19 protein-coding genes are annotated in these 21,457 nt (G+C 60.2%); 15 read left to right on the plus strand and 4 right to left on the minus strand.

Annotation, left to right across the window (positions count from 1 at the left end; translation table 11 throughout):
* Positions 1–903, plus strand: coding sequence for an alpha/beta fold hydrolase (locus PO778_RS06980; protein WP_271439357.1), 903 nt, complete (start codon positions 1–3; stop codon positions 901–903).
* Here the strand turns inward: PO778_RS06980 and PO778_RS06985 are convergent, their stop codons facing one another.
* On the minus strand, positions 904–1,965 hold the full coding sequence (locus PO778_RS06985) for a DUF2332 domain-containing protein (protein ID WP_271439047.1): 1,062 nt from the start codon (positions 1,963–1,965) through the stop codon (positions 904–906).
* Between the two features lie 53 nt (positions 1,966–2,018).
* Between PO778_RS06985 and hisG the strand changes: the two genes are divergently transcribed.
* From hisG to PO778_RS07025, 8 genes are all read left to right on the plus strand, one after another.
* Complete coding sequence (hisG, locus tag PO778_RS06990; RefSeq protein WP_160730214.1) at positions 2,019–2,672, plus strand: ATP phosphoribosyltransferase; 654 nt, start codon at positions 2,019–2,021, stop codon at positions 2,670–2,672.
* Positions 2,672–3,961, plus strand: coding sequence for a histidinol dehydrogenase (gene hisD, locus PO778_RS06995; protein ID WP_271439048.1), 1,290 nt, complete (start codon positions 2,672–2,674; stop codon positions 3,959–3,961). Before hisG ends, hisD begins: the two co-directional genes overlap by 1 nt.
* Positions 3,958–4,404, plus strand: a complete 447-nt coding sequence (gene nusB / locus PO778_RS07000) for a transcription antitermination factor NusB (protein ID WP_271439049.1) — start codon at positions 3,958–3,960, stop codon at positions 4,402–4,404. Before hisD ends, nusB begins: the two co-directional genes overlap by 4 nt.
* Entirely contained in the window at positions 4,401–5,288 is an 888-nt protein-coding gene (gene thiL, locus PO778_RS07005; protein ID WP_271439358.1) for a thiamine-phosphate kinase, read from the plus strand. Before nusB ends, thiL begins: the two co-directional genes overlap by 4 nt.
* 130 nt (positions 5,289–5,418) lie before the next feature.
* A complete protein-coding gene (locus tag PO778_RS07010) occupies positions 5,419–7,527 on the plus strand; it encodes a sodium-translocating pyrophosphatase (protein ID WP_271439050.1) in 2,109 nt (702 codons plus the stop codon).
* A 158-nt stretch (positions 7,528–7,685) separates the two neighbouring features.
* Positions 7,686–8,858 (plus strand): GNAT family N-acetyltransferase, encoded by a 1,173-nt coding sequence (locus tag PO778_RS07015; RefSeq protein WP_271439051.1) that lies wholly within the window; start codon positions 7,686–7,688, stop codon positions 8,856–8,858.
* Positions 8,859–8,944: 86 nt separating this feature from the next.
* A complete protein-coding gene (locus tag PO778_RS07020; RefSeq protein WP_271439359.1) occupies positions 8,945–9,793 on the plus strand; it encodes a transcriptional regulator in 849 nt (282 codons plus the stop codon).
* A gap of 31 nt (positions 9,794–9,824) precedes the next feature.
* Positions 9,825–10,751 (plus strand): acyl-CoA thioesterase, encoded by a 927-nt coding sequence (locus tag PO778_RS07025; RefSeq protein ID WP_271439052.1) that lies wholly within the window; start codon positions 9,825–9,827, stop codon positions 10,749–10,751.
* Positions 10,752–10,800: 49 nt separating this feature from the next.
* On the opposite strand, the gene PO778_RS07030 is transcribed toward PO778_RS07025, so the two are convergent.
* Both PO778_RS07030 and uvrC read right to left on the minus strand, forming a co-directional pair.
* Entirely contained in the window at positions 10,801–11,616 is an 816-nt protein-coding gene (locus tag PO778_RS07030; protein ID WP_271439053.1) for a universal stress protein, read from the minus strand.
* 183 nt (positions 11,617–11,799) lie between these two features.
* Positions 11,800–13,752, minus strand: coding sequence for an excinuclease ABC subunit UvrC (uvrC, locus tag PO778_RS07035; RefSeq protein WP_160730220.1), 1,953 nt, complete (start codon positions 13,750–13,752; stop codon positions 11,800–11,802).
* Between the two features lie 223 nt (positions 13,753–13,975).
* Between uvrC and PO778_RS07040 the strand changes: the two genes are divergently transcribed.
* Together PO778_RS07040 and PO778_RS07045 are read left to right on the plus strand one after the other, a co-directional pair.
* On the plus strand, positions 13,976–15,622 hold the full coding sequence (locus PO778_RS07040) for a WS/DGAT/MGAT family O-acyltransferase (RefSeq protein WP_271439054.1): 1,647 nt from the start codon (positions 13,976–13,978) through the stop codon (positions 15,620–15,622).
* Positions 15,619–16,422 carry an esterase/lipase family protein gene (locus PO778_RS07045; RefSeq protein ID WP_160730222.1) on the plus strand — a complete coding sequence of 268 codons (804 nt, stop codon included), beginning with the start codon at positions 15,619–15,621 and terminating at the stop codon, positions 16,420–16,422. The genes PO778_RS07040 and PO778_RS07045 overlap by 4 nt, the downstream gene beginning before the upstream one ends.
* Here PO778_RS07045 and PO778_RS07050 read toward each other — a convergent pair.
* Positions 16,419–19,199, minus strand: a complete 2,781-nt coding sequence (locus PO778_RS07050; RefSeq protein WP_271439055.1) for a TonB-dependent receptor — start codon at positions 19,197–19,199, stop codon at positions 16,419–16,421. The genes PO778_RS07045 and PO778_RS07050 overlap by 4 nt on opposite strands.
* A 253-nt stretch (positions 19,200–19,452) precedes the next feature.
* On the opposite strand from PO778_RS07050, the gene infA reads away from it, so the two are divergent.
* Genes infA through PO778_RS07070 form a run of 4 tightly spaced genes read left to right on the plus strand, consistent with a single transcriptional unit; the run spans position 19,453 to position 21,456 of the window.
* The gene (infA, locus tag PO778_RS07055; RefSeq protein ID WP_011413465.1) at positions 19,453–19,710 is read left to right on the plus strand and encodes a translation initiation factor IF-1; all 258 of its coding nucleotides are present in this window, start codon (positions 19,453–19,455) and stop codon (positions 19,708–19,710) included.
* Positions 19,711–19,722: 12 nt separating this feature from the next.
* Complete coding sequence (locus PO778_RS07060; protein ID WP_271439056.1) at positions 19,723–20,298, plus strand: Maf family protein; 576 nt, start codon at positions 19,723–19,725, stop codon at positions 20,296–20,298.
* Positions 20,291–21,277 carry a ribonuclease E/G gene (locus PO778_RS07065; protein ID WP_271439057.1) on the plus strand — a complete coding sequence of 329 codons (987 nt, stop codon included), beginning with the start codon at positions 20,291–20,293 and terminating at the stop codon, positions 21,275–21,277. The genes PO778_RS07060 and PO778_RS07065 overlap by 8 nt, the downstream gene beginning before the upstream one ends.
* A complete protein-coding gene (locus PO778_RS07070; protein WP_160730226.1) occupies positions 21,274–21,456 on the plus strand; it encodes a DNA gyrase inhibitor YacG in 183 nt (60 codons plus the stop codon). Before PO778_RS07065 ends, PO778_RS07070 begins: the two co-directional genes overlap by 4 nt.
* Position 21,457: the final 1 nt, after the last annotated feature.

A 21,457-nucleotide genomic window follows, 5' to 3' on the forward strand; every position in this document is an offset into this window, starting at 1 on the left:
ATGGCTCTCACCCAGAAACGCGTTACGCTGGCCAACGGCATCGAACTGGATGTGGTCGATGAGGGGCCGCGCGGCGGTGAAACGCTGATTTTCCTGCATGGTTTTCCGGAATCGCACCGCACCTGGCGGCACCAGATTCCGCATCTTTCGGACCGTTATCGCTGCATCGCGCCCGATCAGCGCGGATATCGCGGTTCGTCGCGTCCAGCCGGGATCGATGCCTATACCCCTGACAAGCTGATCGGGGATGTGTTCCTGCTCGCAGATGCTCTGGGCGTCGATAAATTTACGGTGGTTGGACATGATTGGGGCGGCGCGATTGCCTGGGGTGTGGCAATCGGCGGTCAGGGCGCACGAGTAGAACGGGCGATTATCGCCAATGCGCCGCATCCGGTGATCTTTCAGAAGCTGTTATACACCAACCAGGTGCAGCGACAGGCGAGCCAGTACATGCGCGCTTTTCGCGATGCTGGTCATGATCCCTTTATCCTAGAACACGGCTTGGCCGAATTCCTCAGGCGCGAAGCCGAATGGGAAAGTGCGTCGGCAATGGAGCCGGAAGAACGCGCGGCGCAGCTGCGTGACTGGTCCGATCCGGAAACGAGCATTGCGATGCTGAACTGGTACCGCGCCAGCCAGATCGACGTACCGCCAATGGACGCCCCGTTCGATGTGCCCGAAGGGTTTGCTCCGCCGATGTTACCCAATCTGGATATTCCGACGCTTGTCATATGGGCGCTCGACGACATGGCGCTGCCGCCGGAAAATCTGGATGGTCTGGATCGGGTGATCAAAGACCTGACATTGGTAAAAGTGCCCGATTGCGGACATTTCGTCCCGTGGGAGGCACCGGAAAAGGTCAACGCGGCTATCGACGATTTTCTTGGCCGGACAGGCGGCTGATCAGCCGTCCCATTCAACCCAGGCACCATGCGGATGGCCGCAGCCCAGCGTCGCCGTATCCTCCCCGTCAGGCCAGTAACGTACGCTAAGCTCATGCCGGAAAGTTTCGCGGTTGGTTTCGAGAGCAACCCACGCAAGCGGGCGTTCCGCAGTGGCCTTCGCGCCGGCCTGTTCCATAATGTGCATGATTGTCTGCTGCGTCGCTTCCGGGATATATTGCCAGACTATCGAATGGCTGAGGACCCGCGTGACACCCGACGGCTGTTCCCGTTGAAGCATCTCGGCCACGAAATCCCCGGCATCCTGTTTGACCAGATCGGGCGGGCATTTCCCTGCTAGCTCGATCGCCGCCTCGATCCGTGCCATGCGCTGCGCCGCCTCGGGCCAGACGTAACTCTTCAGCCTTAACGCAGAATCCGGGTCGGACAGATCAACCGGAGCTTGATCGCATCCACGGATAGACACAATCTCCACCGGAAAATCAGGAGGCGGCGGCCCTTCCCAATCCGGCTCAATCCTCATCGGTGACGCACTCGGCCCGGCCGTCACGCCGCCAAGATTGAAATGATAGCGGTCCATCATTGTGTTGACGCCTGCGCTCGCGCCCAGCTCGTTTATCTCGAATTTTGGCCCAAGCTTTTCCGACAGCCATTTCAGCGCAGCCATAAACGCCCAGGACCGTCCGGCTTCGTTGGTCTGCGGCGGCCCATCCAGCCATGGCAGCAGGCGCGCATCGAATTTCTCAACCAGATCTACCACGATTGCATCGACAGCATCCTGTCCCGCGACCAGCCCTGCGTAAACCGGTTCCAGACGCCGATCCTCGCCGGTCAAAAGCAGATTGTGCAACCCGCCGGTAATCCTCAGCGGCATGGCGTCTTTCACACTCAGCCCTTCCCAATTCGCAATCCGGCGACCCACCGCCGTATCGCCTTGGAGGATCGCAAGAAGCGCCCGGACGACTTTTGCCGTATTGGGCGCGCCTGCTTCTTCCGCATGGACAGCCTGCCATTCAATCGCTTCGGCCACATTACCGATGTCCATGATCGCATTCGCAGCCATTTGGCTTCCTTTCCATTGCCCTTTGCCCCGGCTCTGCCTATTTGCCGCCCGTTATGACAGCGCAGCTTACATTTGCCGTGCCCAAGGGGCGTATCCTTGACGAAGCTCTGCCAGTGATGGCCGATGCCGGAGTAATTCCGGAGGATGGCTTTCACGACAAGAGCAATCGTGCGCTCAGCTTTGCAACGACGCGCGACGATATGCGGCTGATCCGCGTGCGCGCATTCGACGTTGCAACGTTCGTAGCACACGGCGCGGCACAATTGGGAATTGTCGGTTCCGACGTGATCGAGGAATTCGACTATTCGGATCTTTACGCTCCGGTCGATCTGGAGATTGGCAAATGCCACTTGTCAGTGGCCGAGCCGGTTGAGGGTGCAGAAGGCATCGACGGCGCGAGCCACGTCCGCGTAGCCACGAAATACCCGAACCTGACGCGCCGCCACTTCGAGGCGCAGGGTATCCAGGCGGAATGCGTCAAACTGAACGGCGCGATGGAGCTTGCCCCCAGCCTCGGCCTGTCAGGCCGTATCGTCGACCTTGTATCCACCGGGCGCACGCTGAAGGAAAACGGCCTTGTCGAGACATCCAAAATTATCGACATTTCCGCGCGTTTGATCGTCAATCGTGCAGCGCTTAAGACGGACGGGCGCGTTGCCGCGCTGGTCGAAGCCTTCCGCGCAAACGCGGCACAGGCAGCGGCCTGATGCAGCGCCTGTCTATCAGTCAGCCGGACTTCGCGAAGGCATTCCGCAGGATAGTAAATTCACGCCGCGAAAGCGACGAAGGTGTCGCCGATCAGGTGAAGACGATCCTTTCGAAGGTCCGGGCGTCCGGAGATGAAACACTGGTCGAATTGACCGCCCGTTTCGATCAGCACAACCTGTCCAGCGATGCCGACTGGTCTATTTCAAAAGCCGACTGCGAAGCGGCTTTTCACGCACTGGAGCCAAGCCTGCGGCAGGCGCTCGAACTGGCTGCGGACCGCATCCGCACATATCACGAAGCACAATTGCCTGCTGACCGGGATTACACCGACGACGCAGGCGTCAGGCTGGGCGCTCGCTGGTTGCCGGTCGACGCCGCCGGTCTTTACGTGCCGGGCGGACGCGCAGCCTATCCCTCCAGCCTGCTGATGAATGCGATCCCCGCAAAGGTGGCCGGTGTCGCACGGCTTGCCGTGGTGACACCCACGCCGCGCGGGCAAATCAATCCTCTGGTTTTGGCCGCTGCGCACCTTGCTGGCGTAGATGAGATATGGCGCGTCGGCGGCGCGCAAGCAGTCGGCGCTCTCGCCTACGGCACAGAGCGGATTTCCCGCGTCGACGTCATCACCGGCCCCGGCAATGCCTGGGTGGCCGAGGCAAAACGCCAGCTATACGGCGTGGTCGGCATCGACATGGTCGCCGGGCCAAGTGAAATTCTGGTGATTGCCGATGGGCAGAACAATCCGGACTGGATCGCCGCCGACCTGCTCAGCCAAGCCGAGCACGACCCCGTCGCGCAGTCTATCCTGATCACTGACGATGCGAACTTCGCCAGTCAGGTCGAAGACCGGATTGACGTACAATGCGCTATGCTTTCCACGCAGAAGACCGCAAAGGCCAGTTGGGATAATCACGGCGTTGTTATCGTGGTCGATGACCTGGACCAGTCAATCGCGCTCGCCAATGCTCTGGCCGCCGAACACGTCGAACTGGCCGTTGCCGATCCAGCGCCGCTGTTCGAGGGCATCCGCCATGCAGGCAGCGTGTTCATCGGCCGTTTTGCACCGGAAGCGGTGGGGGATTACGTGGCCGGGCCCAACCATGTTCTGCCGACCGGGCGGCGCGCCCGCTTCGCCAGCGGACTTTCCGTGCTCGACTTCATGAAACGATCCAGCTTCATTGAACTGGACGAAGCTGCACTAAACGCTATTGGCCCGGCAGCCATCGCGCTGGCCGAAGCCGAAGGGCTGCCAGCGCACGCACAATCTATCGAGAAACGTTTGAAATGAGCACATCCAGATCACAGGCCCGCGCAGCTGCGCGGCTCGCCGCCGTCCAGGCGCTTTACCAGCAGCATATGGAAAAAACCCGGCTGGCCAAATTGCTGGACGAATTTCACCAGCACCGCCTTGGCCGCGAGATTGAAGACGATCAGTATGCCGATGCCGATACCGACCTGTTCGACGATATCGTCGCGGGCGTCGACGCGCGCCGCGATGATATCGATGCGAAGCTGACCGAAAAACTGGCCGATGGCTGGACTGTCGCCCGTCTGGACAAAACCATGCTCCAAATCCTGCGCGCCGGAGCATATGAATTGATGGCCCGCGCAGACATCACGGTTGCGACCGTGATCAGCGAATATGTCGATGTCGCGAAAGCTTTCTTCGACGACCGCGAGGCGAAATTCGTGAACGGGGTTCTCGACGCGGTTGCCAAGGCGGTCCGCTGACCAGCGAAAGCGCCTTCATCCAGCAATTGCGGGCCATCGCCACGCATCCCGCCGCACGCGGACTCGCCGATGATACGGCGGTGCTGGAAATCGGCGGGGAAACGCTGATCCTGACACATGACGCGATGGTCGAAAACGTCCATTTTTTGCCCCAACAGGATATGGCCGACGTCGCATGGAAGCTGGCAGCGGCCAATTTGTCCGACCTTGCCGCCAAAGGCGCGCAGCCGGTGGGCGTATTGCTCGGCTATATGCTGGGCGAACAGGATGATCGCTTCCTTGCCGGGTTGGCAGAAGTACTCGATGAATATCAGGTGCCGCTGCTTGGAGGAGACACCGTTTCCGGCGATGGCCCGCGCAATTTTGGCATGACCGCAATTGGCACAGCGACAAGCGTGCCGGTCCCATCCCGTAGCGGCGCAAAGGCCGGTGACGCGATTTTCGTCACAGGTCCTGTCGGCGGGGCAATGGTTGGTTTCGAAGCCATGCGGAACGCAAAGAGCGGATCTTTAAGTGCAGAAGAAACAGCGGCCTACAGGCGCCCGCTGCCCTTGCTCGGTGCCGGTCAGGCCCTGGCGCCGCACGTAACCGCGATGATGGATGTGTCGGACGGTCTGCTTCTGGATGCAAGCCGGATGGCTTCTGCTTCAAACGTGACTATCAACATCGAGACCAGCCAGGTTCCTATTGCTGCGCCCGAACCACGCCGATCCGACGCGCTTCGCTGGGGCGATGACTACCAGCTGCTTTTCACGGCAAATCAAGAGGTTGCCCTTCCGGTTGCAGCGCACCGTATCGGCTCGGTTCTTGACCCTGCCCGAAGCCCTTTGCTGATTAACGGCAGCGAACCAGATCCCGGCGACACGCTCGGTTATCAGCACTAAACACGTGAAAACGCGGTGAGCCGTGCATTTCTGCCGCTTTGGGGTTGCGCGCCGTAACTCCGCCCCTAAAGTCCAACCACCTTTTTGGACCCGTATAAGCGGGCCAAATCATCTGCGTGAGGGGATTAATGTGCAAATTGTCTATATAGCAATCGGACTGGGATTGCTGGCCGTGGTTTACGGCTTCATTACCAGCCGCCAGGTGCTCGGCGCTGCAGCCGGCAATGAAAGAATGCAGGAAATTGCCGGCGCTGTTCAGGAAGGCGCGCAAGCCTATCTGAAACGCCAATACACGACGATCGGCATGGTCGGCGTTGTGGTCGCAATCATCGTATTCGTGTTTCTCGGCCCAATTTCGGCATCCGGTTTTGTCGTCGGCGCGATCCTGTCGGGTGTGGCTGGCTTTATCGGGATGAACATCTCGGTTCGTGCCAACGTCCGTACGGCCGCAGCGGCCCAGACAGGCCTTCAGGAAGGGCTGACCGTGGCTTTCCGCGCTGGCGCTGTCACCGGGATGCTCGTGGCGGGCCTCGCACTGTTGGCGATCGCCGGTTTCTTCTGGCTGCTGACCGGGCAAATGGGGCTCGACCTCACCGTCCTTGCTGAGAAACGCGAAGTCATCGACGCACTTGTGGGTCTGGCCTTCGGCGCATCGCTTATTTCAATCTTTGCCCGTCTTGGCGGCGGTATCTTCACCAAAGCTGCCGACGTCGGCGCCGATCTGGTCGGTAAAGTCGAAGCCGGTATCCCGGAAGATGATCCACGCAACCCGGCAACCATCGCCGATAACGTGGGCGACAATGTCGGCGACTGTGCTGGCATGGCCGCCGACTTGTTCGAAACCTATGTCGTCACCGTTGGTGCAACGATGGTTCTGACAGCACTGCTGCTGACAAGCCTTGCTGCAGCCGATCTGTTCGCATTGATGAGCCTTCCGCTGCTGGTTGGCGGCGTGTGCATCGTGACTTCGATCATCGGGACGTACATGGTGCGCCTCGGCAAATCGAACAACATCATGGGCGCGCTCTACAAGGGCTTCATCACCACTGCCGTTCTGTCGATTCCGGCGATCTGGTGGGCCACCGATTACGCGATTGGTATGGGCGCTGAATACACCGTTGGCGAACAAACGTTCACCGGCATGGACCTGTTCTGGTCGATGATGGTGGGTCTGGCTGTTACCGGCCTGATCATCTGGATCACGGAATATTACACCGGGACCGAATACCGTCCGGTTCGCTCGATTGCGAAATCGTCCGAAACCGGCCACGGCACCAACGTAATCCAGGGTCTGGCAATCAGCCTTGAATCCACCGCCTTGCCAACACTCGTGATCGTTGTCGGCATCGTCGTCACTTACCAGCTCGCTGGTTTGATGGGCATCGCATTCGCGGCAACTTCGATGCTGGCGCTCGCCGGGATGGTCGTGGCGCTTGATGCGTATGGTCCTGTCACCGATAACGCTGGCGGCATCGCTGAAATGGCTGAGATGGAAGAAAGCGTCCGTGAGAAGACCGACGCACTCGACGCTGTGGGCAACACCACCAAGGCCGTGACCAAGGGTTACGCAATCGGTTCGGCAGGACTTGCCGCGCTGGTTCTTTTCTCGGCTTATACCGCTGACCTCAAGGAGTTCTTCCCGGATCTCGCGGTCAGCTTCAGTCTTGAAAACCCGTATGTCATTGTCGGCCTGCTGCTTGGCGCCCTGCTCCCGTACCTGTTCGGTGCGATGGGCATGACCGCTGTTGGCCGCGCCGCTGGTGACGTGGTTGTCGACGTTCGTGACCAGTTCGCCAAGGACCCCGGCATCATGGCCGGCACAAGCCGTCCGAACTACGCACGGACAGTCGATCTTGTGACGAAGGCTGCAATCAAGGAAATGATCATTCCTTCGATGCTGCCGGTTCTCGCACCGATCGTGGTCTATTTCGTGATCACCGCTGTTGCGGGCCAGGCAAACGGTTTTGCCGCTCTTGGCGCGTTGCTGCTGGGTGTGATCGTCTCGGGTATTTTCGTGGCGCTTTCCATGACCGCCGGCGGCGGCGCATGGGATAACGCCAAGAAGTATATCGAAGACGGCAACCACGGCGGCAAAGGTTCGGAAGCTCACAAGGCTGCCGTTACCGGTGACACCGTTGGCGATCCTTACAAGGATACTGCCGGTCCGGCCGTGAACCCGATGATCAAGATCACCAACATCGTGGCTCTGCTGCTTCTCGCAGCACTTGCCGCAGGCTGATCCAGACTTCAGCCCAGGCTGAGCCAGAGCCCCGTCCGGAGCGATCCGGGCGGGGTTCTGTCATTTGGGGCGGGAGATCAGACGTTAAACCTTCTTCAGCATTGCTTCGCTAAGCCCCCCATGCGGCGCGCAATGCCGCACTGTATGAGGGTTAACGCTTGGCCACGCAGCCAACCGATATTGGTGCAAACGGCTCACTGCCCCACGCGGCGGCCCCGGCGCCGTGCGCCGATGGGATTGCGGTTTCGTCTCTCAATGCCTGCACCGGGCCAGATATGATCGCGCAGTGGGCCGCGCTGGAAGCAATCTCCAGCGAACCCAATCCATTCTACTCATCATGGGGGCTGCCGCCTGCCATGAAGGCGTTCGACCCCGACGGCCGGCTTGAAATCCTTCAGTTCTGGGCAGCAGGCGAACTATGCGGGCTTTTGCCCCTACAAAGATCGGGCAGCTATTACGGATATCCGATCCCGCATCTCCGCGGATGGATGCACGACAATGCCTTTTGCGGAGCTCCCTTGGTCACAGCCGGGCATGAGGGAGAATTCTGGTCAGCATTGCTGGACCACCTCGATGCGCATCCGTCACACAGCTTGTTCTTCCACCTTGAAGGCATTGCCGAGGATGGCGCGCTGTTCCGCTCGCTTGCAGATATAGTTACCGCCCGCCGCGCGACTTGTGCAATTGTCCACCGCGGGGAACGCGCTATGCTCGCATCGCCCGCTTCGGCGGAAGAATATTTCGCAGCATCCATGAGCGGCAAGAAACGCAAGGAATTGCGACGCCAGTACAATCGCCTGTCCGAATTGGGCGAACTGCGGTTCGAACGCCGCCGCGATGCGCACGACCTGGCAGATTGGGCCAACGACTTTCTGGAACTGGAGGCAGCAGGCTGGAAAGGCGCAGCCGGATCAGCGCTGGCATCAGATCCGCGCACGGCGGCCTTGTTCGCGGACATGCTGAACGGTGCAGCCGGAATAGGTAAACTTGAGCGTCTGGCCCTGTATCTCGATGACAGGCCGATCGCGATGCTCGCCAACTTTCTCTGCCCGCCCGGCGCGTTCTCTTTCAAGACCGCCTTCGACGAACGCTATTCGCGGTTTTCGCCAGGCGTTCTCCTGCAGCGGGAAAACCTCGACATTCTGCAAGAACCGTCGATCGAATGGACAGATAGCTGCGCTGCCGCAGATCACCCGATGATCGAACGGATTTGGCGCGAAAAACGGTCGATGGTCCGCCTTAGCGTGGGGATCGGCGGAAAATTGAGACAAGCCGCATTCCGTCAATTGCTGAAGGCGGAAAGCGGCAGCGAAATTATGGGAACCGAATGATGGAACACAGTCACGATTTTTCCCGGTCCGGCGAAATTTCGGATTCCGGACAGGCTTGCGCACCGCACCCGTCGATTAGCGACAAACTGCCGGTATTCGGCCCATCGGCGCGGGCCTTGTTTGCAAGAAATTACCCCGAGACGCCGCATACCCTGCCGCACAATTTGACTGAACATTCACTGCTCACGCTGGATGCGCTGGCTGAACTGGGTGCGGCGCTGCCAGAAAGCTCTACCGAGTATAACCGGGGCGACCTTCCCATCGGCGTCGACGGCAAGCCCGGCGGAACAGGTCTGTCGATTCAGGACACGATCCGCAAGATCGCCACAAGCAACAGCTGGGCTGTCCTGAAGAATATCGAGCAAGTGCCTGCCTACCGTGATCTTCTGATGTCGCTCCTTGCTGAAATCCAAGCCGAAATCGAAACGAAGACGGGCGCCATGCTACGCCCGCAAGGGTTTGTATTCATATCCTCGCCCAATGCCGTCACTCCCTATCATTTCGACCCGGAACACAACATCTTGCTGCAGCTGAAAGGGTCGAAAGTGATGACCCAGTTTCCAGCCGGGAATGCACGCTTTGCACCGGATACCGTCCATGAAAGCTACCATTCGGGCGGCGCGCGGGAACTCGAATGGCGCGATGACTTCGCCGCCGAAGGTACCGAACTTGCCATCAAAGCGGGTGAGGCATTGTTCGTTCCGGTCATGGCACCGCATTTCGTGCGCAATGGACCAGACAGTTCAATCTCGCTGTCGATCACATGGCGCAGCGACTGGAGCTTTGAAGAAGCGGACGCGCGCGGTTTGAACCGAATATTGCGTAACAGGGGTCTCGCACCGGCCAGCACATCGCGCTGGCCCGGCTCCAACAAGGCCAAGGCCTACACATTCCGGGCGCTCAGAAAGCTGCGTCTGACCGGTCAAGCGCGTTGACGTTGCCGCAGCTGCAAAGCAAAGCAGCGGGATGAGTGACAACAAGACTTCGCAAGAACTGGTCGATGGGCTCGTTAGCCTGCTGACAGTCGAACAGAACGACGAAAACAGCTTCACCGGGCAGCCACAAAAGGACGGCGTTGGCCGCGTCTTTGGCGGACAGGTGATCGCGCAGGCTTTGATGGCCGCGCAGCGATCAGTCCCGGATGACAAGATCGCTCACTCATTGCACGCGTATTTCCTGCGCGGCGGGAAAGAAGGGCCGGAAATCGATTACCGGATCGAACGCGATTTCGATGGCCGCAGCTTCGCAAATCGCAGGGTCGTGGCCAGTCAGGCAGAGGAAGATGGCAATCTTCGTCCGATCCTAAACCTCACCGCCAGCTTCCAGACGGCGGAAGACGGACTGGAGCATCAGGACTGCGCAATGCCCGATGTCGCCCCGCCAGAAGACCTGAAATCGGACATGGAACTGCGCCGCCAATATGTCGACGCGCAGCCGAACATTCCCGAGGCCGCCCGCAAGCTGATGCTGCGCCCCCGGCCCATAGAAATGCGCACGATAGATCGCCTGCACTGGATGAACAGCGAGCCAAAAGAACCTTGCGCCCATACCTGGTTCAAAACGGCTGGACCGCTGCCGGACGATCCCGCGCTGCACCGCGCGGTCATCGCCTATGCCAGCGATTACACGTTGCTGGGCACCGCCGCCTTGCCGCATGGACTTAGCTGGATGCGGGGCGAACTGACCGGGGCCAGCCTTGACCATGCGGTTTGGTTCCACCGCCCTGCCCGCGCCGATGACTGGCTGCTCTATGCGACAGACAGTCCGTGGAGCGGCAGCGGCAGAGGGTTCAACCGTGGCCGGATTTTCAACCGGGCTGGCGAACTGGTCGCAAGTGTGGCGCAGGAAGGCATGATGCGCCGCCGGCGGTCCAAGGACCAAGACAAAGCGTGACGCTGGCAATCGGCCTGTTAAGCGCCGACTGCCAGCAATCTTCGCGCGGTCAGTGAGCCAGCACCAGCGGGATCTTCGGATCCTTCAGAATGCGCCGCGTAACGCCGCCGAACACCAATTCGAACATCCGCGCATGGCCGTATGCGCCCAGCACGATATAGCCTGCATCCCTGACAGTCGCAGCTTCCAGCAGGATTTCCGCAGGATGACGGCCAAGCGCCGGAACCTCGACAATCTCGCATGAAATACCGTGGCGCGAGAGATATTCCGCACCTTCAGAGGGCGGCAGATCGTATTTCTTCGCATCTTCTTCGCCGGTCACGGTGACCAGCGTCACGCTGTCTGCCTTGCGCAGCATCTCCAGCGAAGCGCGCAGGGCATGCGCAGCTTGCGGCGAGCCATTCCACGCAACGACCGCCGGTTTTGTGGCATCGAACCCCTTGGCATCCTTGGGCGTGACCATGACGGGAGTGCGGCCATGGATCGCCAAGGCCCCGGCAAGACGCGATGGCTGCGTTTCAGAACCCATTGGTGCGACCGAGCCGACCAGCACAAGATCGTTCAGGCCCGCATGGCTCATCAGCCGACTGTCTGGCATGCCGACTTCCTGCACCCAGTCCCAGCGGACATCCTCGTCAGCCAGACGTTTTTCAACCGCGCGGCGCAGCTCGTCGGCCTGTTCCTGCACTACTGGCATCATCTGCGCCGTCAGCGTGCCGGTATAATCACCGGGGATCAGCACCTGGTGCGTGACCGCTTGCAAGAAAGTAACGTGCGCATCGAACGAACGCGCCAGATCAAGCGCAATTTGCAGGCGCGCTTCCAATCCCGGGTCATTGTAGACATGAACAAGTATCGATCGCATGGCGTGTCTCCTAGTTTTCAGGAGCGCTGCGCATCTCGCAGAAACGATCACTCCTTATGCTTTCATCATGGGCACTTGCACACACCTGCGCATTGATCTGAATCAAATATATACGGCAATATACGGAAGGCGGACTGGCCCTGCCTGACTACCCGCTCTGGCCAGCTGCCATCGCTGCCTGCCTCATCCGGCGGCGTGGTAGAAATCGTAGATCGTCTGGGCCACCGCTGCGCTGACCCCGGGCGCTCTTTGCAGATCCTTCAGCGATGCCGCCCTGACCTTGCCTGCGGTCCCGAAATGCAGCAGCAAGGCCCGCTTTCTGGTTGGGCCGATGCCTGGTATCTCGTCCAGCGGCGATGCGGTGATCGCGCGGCTGCGCTTCGCGCGGTGCGCGCCGATTGCAAAGCGGTGTACTTCGTCACGCAAGGTCTGGAGGTAGAACAGCACCGGCGAGTTGACCGGCAGCGTCTTCTCTCGACCATCGGGAAAGTGGAACACTTCGCGACCCTCGCGGCCGTGATGCGGCCCCTTGGCGATGGCGATTAGCGGCACGTCCTCGATACCCAGTTCTTCCAGCGTATCGCGCACCGCGCTCATCTGTCCCTTGCCGCCGTCAATCAGGACCAGATCGGGCCAGACGGTTTTCTCCCCGCTCGTCTCGCGGTCCGGGTCTTCCTTCATCGCGCGACTGAACCGGCGGTGCATGACTTCGCGCATCATTCCGAAATCGTCATTGCCCTGCGCGGTCTTGATGTTGAACTTTCGGTACTGGTTTTTCAGATAGCCTTCCGGCCCGGCAACCACCATTCCCCCAACCGCCTTGGTCCCTTGAATGTGGGAGTTGTCATAAATTTCGATGCGCTGCGGCACATCGGGCAGCTCCAGAAATTCGGCCATTTCACGCAGCGTCTTCGCCTTGGTCCCGCTTTCCGCAAGCCGGCGGTCCAATGCCTCAACCGCATTGCGCTGGGCCTGCTGCATCAATTTGCGCCGGTCGCCGCGCTGCGGGATCGAGATTTCCACGCGGTGTTCTGCGCTGGCGGCAAAGGCTTCCTCGATCAGCGGCTGTTCGGGCAGTTCGCGGTCCACCAAAATGGTGCGCGGCGGCGGCACCTCTTCGTAAAACTGTGCCAGCACGTCAGCGAGGATTTCGTCATCTTCGACATCTTTGGTGTGGGTCGGAAAGAATGCGCGGTGGCCCCAGTTTTGCCCCCCTCGGATGAAGAACGCCTGCACTGCGATCTGGCCGCCCTTGCTCGCCAGCGCGAAGACATCGGCATCGCCGACACCGCTGGCATTGATCGCCTGACTGCCCTGAATGAAGGTCGCGGCGCGCAAACGGTCGCGCAGGATCGCTGCCGTTTCGAAGTCGAGATCCTGAGCCGCCTTGGCCATCTGACGCTCAAGATCCTGCTGCACGGCGGATGATTTTCCGCCGAGGAAATCCTGCGCCTGCTTCACCAGGCCCGCATAACCATCTTCGTCGATCCGCCCCACACATGGCGCGCTGCAACGCTTGATTTGATACAGCAGGCAGGGCCGTTCACGGCGGCTGAAAAAGCTGTCTGTACAAGACCTTAGAAGGAACAGTTTCTGCAGCGCGTTAATTGTCGTGTTGACACTGCCGGCGCTGGCGAAGGGGCCGTAATAATTGCCCTTTGCGCGCCTTGCCCCGCGGTGTTTCATAATCCGCGGGAAACCGTGGTCAGTCCGCAGCAGGATGAACGGGAAACTCTTGTCATCGCGCAAAAGGACGTTGAACGGTGGGCGGAAGCGCTTGATAAACTGCGCCTCCAGCAGCAATGCTTCCGCTTCGCTGTTGGTGGTGACAATTTCCATCCGGCGCGTCTGGCTGACCATCCGCAAGAGCCGCTGCGTCAGATTGTTCGCCTGGGTATAGTTCGCAACGCGGTTCTTCAGCGCGCGCGCTTTCCCGACATACAGGACATCGCCGCGCGTATCGAGCATCCGGTAAACGCCGGGAACAGGCTTCAGGGTTTTCACCGTATCGCGGATCGCCTTCAGCCCCGCCTCCAGATCGGGCTTGGCCGAAGCAACCGTATAGGCAGCGCGCTCTTCATTGAAGCGTTCTGCACCTCTCGGGTCATGCGGGGTTCCGGCGGGGGTCTTGGCCATGCTTGTTACATAGGGGACAGCGCAACGAATGGAAGAATTCCGGCGAGTTTCGCACAGCCTAATGGCATGGACGCGCATCGGACGCGGAACCAGCAGAACGCTTTGAGCCCCAGCCGAAGCGGCGGATACCGCATTTCCCGGCCATTGACGCGGCGTTTTACCATGTTACGCCTGTGTTACGCATCCGGCGAAGAACGGAGCGAAACAGGAGGAGTGCCGACTATTGCGCCAGTTACAGGGTATGGATGCGTCGTTCGTTGCGTTGGAAACGCGCAATTCCCCGATGCACATCGGATCGCTGCTGATCTACAACCCTGAGACCGCGCCTGGCGGATTTGTCCGCTTCAAGGACATTCTGAATTTCTTCGAGAGCCGGATGCAGCTGTCTCGCACTATCCGCCAGCGGATGGTCAAGGTGCCTTTCGATCTGGATTATCCTTATTGGATCGAAGACCCGGATTTCGATCTCGAATACCATGTCCGCCATGTTGCCCTGCCCAAACCTGGTGACTGGCGCCAGCTGTGCATTCAGGCCGCGCGCATCTTTGCCCGCCCGCTCGACCTGACGCGGCCGCCGTGGGAATTCACAATCGTCGAAGGGCTCGACAATATCGAAGGTGTCACCAAGGGCAGTTACGCCATGGTCACGAAGGTGCACCATGCGGCCATCGACGGAATGAGCGGCGTCGATCTGCTGGAAGCGATGCACACGCTGGAACCCGATGCACCGCCGCCGGAAACACCCGATACCTGGCAGGCGGAAAAAATACCCAGCGCAGTCGAGCTGCTGGGCCGGTCATATGTCAGCGCGCTTGCCAACCCGATGAAGCAGCTCGAAGTCGCGGCAAAGGCTGCGCCGGGAATTGCGAACGCGATCAAGGGTCTGGCGGTCAAGGATTTCAAGGTCGGCGCAGACATGGTTGCGCCGCGATGCCGGTTCAATCGCGTCATTTCCCCCAACCGGGTGGTCGAAGGCCGAAGCGTGCCACTGGCCGACATAAAGGCAATCCGCGCTTTGGCGCCGGGCTGCAAGGTCAACGATGTGTTCCTCGCGATTGTCGGCGGGGCAATGCGCAAATACTTGCTCAGCAAGGACGATTTACCCGGGCGCACGCTCACGGCGATGGCACCGATTTCAGTCCGGTCCAAGGATGAAAAGGGGGATATGGGCAATCAGGTCGCGGCCATGATCGCACCGCTGGGTACCCATATCGAAGATCCCGCTGAACGGCTTGCTTTCGTGCATGACAAGACGACCAACAGCAAGGCGATGACCGAGGCGATGGGCGCGCGCAACATGACTGAAATGAGCAAGGTCAGCCCGGCACTGTTCATGGCTTTGGGGGCGCAGCTGTACACACGGCTCGGCCTCGCGAACCGCGTCAGCGCGCCGTATTCGACGGTTGTGACGAATGTGCCCGGCCCGCCCGTTTCGATTTATTCGAGCGGGGCGCGGCTGGAAAGCCAGATGGGCCTTTTGTGCCTGACCGACGGGCTTGGCCTCGGCCATGTCGTGCAAAGTTACGTTGACGAGGCGACAATCGCCTTCACCGCTTGTCGCAGCCTAATGCCTGATCCCGATTTCTATGCACAGTGCATCGAAGAAAGCTTCGAGGAACTAAGGGACCTCGCCAAGCGTAACGAGACACCTGCTGAAGCAAAAAAGGCTGCGCCGCGCAAAGGGCCGGTCAAAAAACCAGCTGCTAAGAAACAATCTGCTGCCCGAAAGGCACCGGCGAAGAAAACCGCTGCCACCAAGGCCGCACCGAAAAAGGCCGCTGCTAAAAAGACAGCGGCGAAGAATTCCACGGCAAGCAAGGCGCCGCAAAGAGCGCGCAAGGTCGCAACCAAAGGAAAATCAACCAAATGACAGCACTGACCATCGAAGCGGCAGCAAAGCCCGCGCGTCCTCCGCACCGTTTGCTCACGCTGGCGGAACCGGGCCGGGCAATGGCAGAATTTGCCAGCTTCCTGGCCTTGCGGCCGGCAATGAGCACTTTGCCGAAAGGTGACGGTCACGGCGTGCTGGTACTACCCGGCTTCATGGCGACCGACAGTTCAACCCGGCCGATGCGGTCGCTGCTCGACAGCCTGGGATACCAGACTGCAGGCTGGCAGCTGGGCCGCAACGTGAAAGTCGATAACGACCGCGTCGAAGCCATGGCCGCATGTGTTGAGCAATTGCACGGGGATACCGACGGGAAAATCTCCATCGTTGGCTGGAGCCTTGGCGGTGTATTCGCCCGCGAACTCGCGAAAATGTTGCCAGAGAAAGTCCGCTGCGTCATTTCGCTTGGCAGCCCGATCAGCGACGACCGTGATCACACCAGCGCGCGCCTGTTGTTCGAATATCTCAATGGCAAGGAACCTGAGCCGATCAAGGCAGGTCGTTTCACCGGGCTGGATGCTGCCCCGCCCGTCCCGACCACTTCGATCCTGACCAAGACCGACGGTGTGGTTCACTGGCGCGGTTCCGTCCAGCAACCCGGCGAAGGATTACCCGGTCAGACGGAAAACATCGAAGTTCACGCCAGCCACTGCGGCCTTGGCGTGAACCCGACAGTGATGCTGGCCATCGCGGACAGGCTTGCCCAGCGTGAAGGCGAATGGAAACCTTTCGCACCATCTGGACTTGCCAGTCTGCTATTCCCCAGAACGCGCCTGCACTAGAACAGTTTGCGAAGGTCGATGCCGACGTAGCGGCCGACCGGATCGATCAGTAATGGCTGGAAACCGATAGGTGTCTGGCCATTGCTGTCTGTCACCCGCTGCCGGCCATCGAATACATTGTCGATCCGGAAGCTTGCGCGCATCCCCTTCAGCAGGCCTTCATCCTGTTTGAAAACGGTGCCGAGGTCTGCAAACAGACGCAGATCGAGCGTCGCCAGATCATCCAGGAACAGATTTGTGCTGCTGGCACCGTCCGTCCCATCGATGCGGGACGATCCGGTATAGCGCGCCGAAAGCCGCATTCCGTATCCGTTGGAAAAAATTCCACCCTCAAGCTGAGCCGAATGGCGCGGGTTGCCGGAAGACGTCAGGCTGTCTCCGTCCAGAAGGTCCAGCAGCGGGCCGTTCTCGGCAATCAGGATTTCACGCTCCAGTTCGATACTGTGCGACAGATTGAGGAAATACCGCGTACCTTGCGGCCGGCCCGGCAGTCCGCGCGGCATACCGCCCCGCGGACTCCGTTGCTGGCCTTGGGCGCGCTCCTGTCCGTTACGATCCCCGGTTGCGTCCGCGCGCGGGAAGGCGTCGCTGTCGCAGATGCGTGTGCGGAAGGCAGCCAGCCGTTCTTCGTCAATGCTTCCGTCTTCGCTGCGGAACCGGTCGATCATCTGGCGCAATCGTTCAGGATCGAAACCGGGGATATCCGCCGGTGCCTCACCCGCCGCTAGAGCCTGGGCGACGCGCTTCAGGAATTCATCGCCATCATCGGCACAAAGCCGCTCGCGGAATTGCATGAAGCGTTCGCGCTGTTCGTCGGTGACCGGCCCTCTGGGGCCTTCAGCCGCCCTGTCCGGACGCACCGCCCCATCCCGCGCACTCGCGCGCGGCGGGCCGCCACTGCCCGGTCGTCCACCGCGATCACCGGACCCGATAGAACCGCGCAAGGTCAGCCCGAATGTCAGCCGCTTTGTCCGTGTTTCAAAGAAATCCACGGGCCGCTGATCAACCGCGATCAATTGGCCTGTATTGTCCCGCGTAACCCGGTCCGGAAACGCCGCTTCGACGTCAGGGGTAAGATACGGGAATGATGAAGAGACGTCGCTCGATCGATTGTTGACATATTCGGCCCTGAGCCGTGCACCATCGATAAAGGGCAGTTCCCAGTTGGCAGAGAAATTCCAGTCAGACTGTGTTTCTGCTTTCAGATTCTGATTGCCGCCGCTGGTGACAGTGACGAGCGAAGTGTCGCCGGTTGCAAAGTCGAAAGTGGGCACGTTCAGCGTCTCCACTTGCGGACTGCCCAGCTGTGACAAAGAAGGCGGCACTTCGCGCCAGACATATGTCGCTTGCAGGTCGAGCGTGTCCGTAGGTGCCCAGGTGACGCCCCCCGTCAGCCGGTAAAGCGTGCCGAAATCGGAATAGTGATTGAACCCGGCCTGCCCGTTCAAGGTGACGCTGCCGACAGCGGCGAGCACGTCATCGCGAACGCTGGTGACCGGTACAGCCACGTTGATCCCGCCATTGACGTTGCCGCGGGTAAGCTGGATTGCTGACCCGGCGCGCGAATCTTCGCTTTCAATCCGGTCCCAGTCGTAACCCAGATCGAAAGTTGTCGACAATTCGCCTGCGGGCAGCAGGACAGGCGTGCCCCGCAAGGTCAGCTTGCTCGTCGCCGAATAGGTGTCGGTATCTGCGATATCGAAACCCGGATCGGCTAACGCCGGCAGGGCGGCATCAATCGCAAGCGTGCCAGCCGCCGCGGCAGCGACAAGGTCCGACGTATCCGCACGTCGGTCGATCTTCGCCGTTGAAGACACGTAGCTCGCATCTGCAGTTGCGGTGAGCTGGAAATCACCCACAGGCCGCGAATAGGATGCTGCGGAGGAGAAAGTATCCGACTGGCTGCGCCGCACCAATGGATTATCCGCGCCCAGCGTCCGGACCGCGCTTTCGCCGCTTGGCGCGGTCAGTATGACTGTGTTGAGGCCCGACAGGCTGCGGCTTGATGATCGCTCATAGGTTCCGTTTGCGCTCAGCGAAGCACCGCTGTCTGTGAATGCCTTGGCCCAGTTTGCTGTCGCTTCGATATTCGCACTATCCGCGATCAGGCTACGGTATTGCGCAGGGTCGGGATCGCCAGGGACGCCAGGGATGCTACCCGGTGTCTGGATGATACCGCGCTCCGCTTCGGTCAGTAGCGACCTGTCACTGAATTCCAGATTCAGGTTCAGCCGTCCGCCGCCAGTGATTTTCAGAAGCGTAAGTTCCTGTTCGTTATACGAATATCCGCCATCGAACGGCTGTTCGTATTCCACTTCTGCGGTGAGCGCGGAAAAGTCGTCCTTGAGCAGGAAATTGATGACCCGGCGGTCAGGCGGAAAGCCAAATTTCTGAGCAGTTTCTTCCGGGAGCACCTCAACCTTGCGGATCGCCTCTGGCGGGTAGGAGCGAAACTCACGGAAACTGCCGACCCTGATCCCGTTGACCAGAAAAACCGGACGTCCGCCGCCGCGACCGCGCGAGGATCCGGTCTGCGGCTCGATAGCGGCGAGCAAATCTTCAATCGAGGATACGCCGTAAGCCGCGATATCAGCTTCATCCAGTTCCAGGATCGGTGCCTGAGAGCTTTCAATCTGTCCGCGCAACCGGTCAGCAATGACAAGAATTTCATCGCCTGAAGAGGCATCTGGCAGCGGTTCTCCCTCGGCGCTTTCCTGCGCCGAAAGGGGCGCGCAGATGGCGAGAGCGATGATCGAGGCTGAGGTGGTAAAACGCATCAGAGCATTGGCTTTCCATAAAACGGTCAGTTCCCACCCTTGCCCGCCAATTGCCGCCGACCTCCGGTCCGGTCAACCGGCGGTCGTGTATCGGATTGTCTCACGGCCTGAATGATGCGGCCCTGACGAATAAGGATTTAAGAACTTCGAACACGCTCAATACGCAGGAGGCTTCCCTTTTATCCCGCCGGGGGCTATGGGCGCGCAACATTATTCGACCAACTGCAGATCACATACGGGAAAACGAACACACATGGCGAAAGAAGAACTCCTCGAAATGCGCGGCAAAGTGGTGGAGCTACTGCCCAACGCGATGTTCCGGGTAGAGCTTGAAAACGGCCACGAAGTGCTCGGCCACACCGCAGGCAAGATGCGCAAGAACCGCATTCGCGTGCTGGTTGGCGACGAAGTGCTGTGCGAACTGACCCCGTATGACCTGACCAAGGCGCGTATCACCTACCGCTTCATGCCGGGCCGTGGCGGCCCCGGTCAGGGCCCTGGCCCACAATAAGCGGCGGCGGATTTGTCCGCTCTCTCCCTGATACTGGCATCGGCCAGCCCCAGACGGCGCGAATTGCTTGGCCGCTTGGGGATCGAACCTGCGCGCATCGCGCCCGCCGACATTGACGAAACCCCGCAGCCGACTGAACTGCCGCGCGACTATGCAAAACGCATGGGCCGCGAGAAAGCGCTGGCCGCTACATCTTCAGACGGGTTTGTTCTGGCGGGCGATACAGTGGTTGCAGCCGGCCGCAGAATCCTGCCCAAGGCTGAAGATGAAGAAACCGCACGCGACTGTCTGACGCTGCTGTCAGGGCGGCGGCACCGGGTCTTGTCGTCTGTTGCCCTGCTATCGCCGGATGGCACGCTGCGTGAAAAGCTCAACGAGACAATCGTCAAGTTCAAGCGCCTCTCTGCAGAAGAGCTCGACGCCTATATCACCAGTGGTGATTGGGAGGGAAAAGCAGGCGGCTACGCAATCCAGGGGCAGGCAGAAGGCCTGATTGAATGGATCCGCGGCAGCCATTCCGCAGTGATGGGCTTGCCGCTGTATGAAACGCGTGCGCTTCTGAAATCCGCAGGTTTTCCAATTGGCTGAATGGCTGGTCGAACACGGTATCGGCGAAGACCGTGCCGTTTTGTGCGATCATGGCAGGATCCTTGAAAGCCGTGTTTACCGGCGCGGAATGCTGGGCCCGGGCCATGTGTCCGATGCCCGGCTGGTGTCGCGCGCGAAAGGCAGCAAGCGGGGGACGGTGCAATTTGCCAGCGGCGAAGAGGCATTGGTCAGCGGGCTTGCGGTGTCGGCCAGCGAAGGCAGCACCATTCGCTGCAAGGTTGTACGCTCGCAGGTTCCTGAAAGGGACCGCCGCAAACTCGCCCATGCCGTGCCGACCAATGAAGCCCCCACCGCCGCAGACACGCTTTTCGATCAGCTGACGGCGCAGGGGTGTAAGCCAAAGCTCGTCCGGCGCTTCCCCGATTGCGATTGGAACGAATTGTGGCTGGAGGCATGGAACGGCGCCGTACCGTTTGATGGCGGCGAGCTGATTTTCGCAGATACGCCGGCGATGATGCTGATCGATATCGACGGCGGCGGTAATGATGCAGCCGATGCGCGTTTGCTGGCCCTGTCAGCTGTAAACCCGATTGCGGAATCGATCGGCAGGTTCAATCTTTCCGGATCGATCGGGATTGATTTCCCTACCCTGCAGGCAAAAGCCGACAGAAAGGCCGTAGATCAGGCCATAGAGGCTGCGCTGGATCACTGGCCGCACGAACGCACTGCAATGAACGGGTTCGGCTTCATTCAGATTGTGGCGCGCTTTGAGCGCCCTTCCCTGATCCAGCATATCCATTACGCTCGCGCCGCTTCTGCTGCATGCCTGCTGCTTCGCAAGGCAGAGCACGTGACAGAGCCCGGCGCATTGCAGCTCAATTGCCATCCGGCTGTCGCGGGCAAGTTTCAGGATGCCTGGTTGGCCGAACTTTCGCGCCGGACAGGCCGCGAAGTGCGGACGGCAATGGACCCGTACCTTGCGCTTGAAGCCGGATTCGCGCAGGCGGTGCCGCTATGACCAAGACCAAAGCCTGCCCCATCTGCAAGAAATCGCGCTCGGAGGAATTCGCACCGTTCTGCTCGAGTCGCTGCCGGGACCGCGATTTGAACCAGTGGTTCAGCGACGGATACGCCGTGCCTGGCCGGCCTGCTGCACCTGAAGAGCTGGCGCCGGAGGACTGGGAACTCCAGGAATAGG

Origin of the sequence: Pontixanthobacter luteolus (genome assembly GCF_947494915.1) — a bacterium.
GTDB classification, from domain to species: domain Bacteria; phylum Pseudomonadota; class Alphaproteobacteria; order Sphingomonadales; family Sphingomonadaceae; genus Pontixanthobacter; species Pontixanthobacter luteolus.

Bases quoted from the DNA above. Each gene is read 5' to 3' on its own strand.
- PO778_RS06980 (WP_271439357.1), top strand. From the start codon at position 1: ATGGCTCTCACCCAGAAACGCGTTACGCTGGCCAACGGCATCGAACTG.
- PO778_RS06985 (WP_271439047.1), bottom strand. From the start codon at position 1,965: ATGGCTGCGAATGCGATCATGGACATCGGTAATGTGGCCGAAGCGATT.
- hisG (WP_160730214.1), top strand. From the start codon at position 2,019: ATGACAGCGCAGCTTACATTTGCCGTGCCCAAGGGGCGTATCCTTGAC.
- hisD (WP_271439048.1), top strand. From the start codon at position 2,672: ATGCAGCGCCTGTCTATCAGTCAGCCGGACTTCGCGAAGGCATTCCGC.
- nusB (WP_271439049.1), top strand. From the start codon at position 3,958: ATGAGCACATCCAGATCACAGGCCCGCGCAGCTGCGCGGCTCGCCGCC.
- PO778_RS07025 (WP_271439052.1), top strand. From the start codon at position 9,825: ATGAGTGACAACAAGACTTCGCAAGAACTGGTCGATGGGCTCGTTAGC.
- PO778_RS07030 (WP_271439053.1), bottom strand. From the start codon at position 11,616: ATGCGATCGATACTTGTTCATGTCTACAATGACCCGGGATTGGAAGCG.
- uvrC (WP_160730220.1), bottom strand. From the start codon at position 13,752: ATGGCCAAGACCCCCGCCGGAACCCCGCATGACCCGAGAGGTGCAGAA.
- PO778_RS07045 (WP_160730222.1), top strand. From the start codon at position 15,619: ATGACAGCACTGACCATCGAAGCGGCAGCAAAGCCCGCGCGTCCTCCG.
- PO778_RS07050 (WP_271439055.1), bottom strand. From the start codon at position 19,199: ATGCGTTTTACCACCTCAGCCTCGATCATCGCTCTCGCCATCTGCGCG.
- infA (WP_011413465.1), top strand. From the start codon at position 19,453: ATGGCGAAAGAAGAACTCCTCGAAATGCGCGGCAAAGTGGTGGAGCTA.
- PO778_RS07070 (WP_160730226.1), top strand. From the start codon at position 21,274: ATGACCAAGACCAAAGCCTGCCCCATCTGCAAGAAATCGCGCTCGGAG.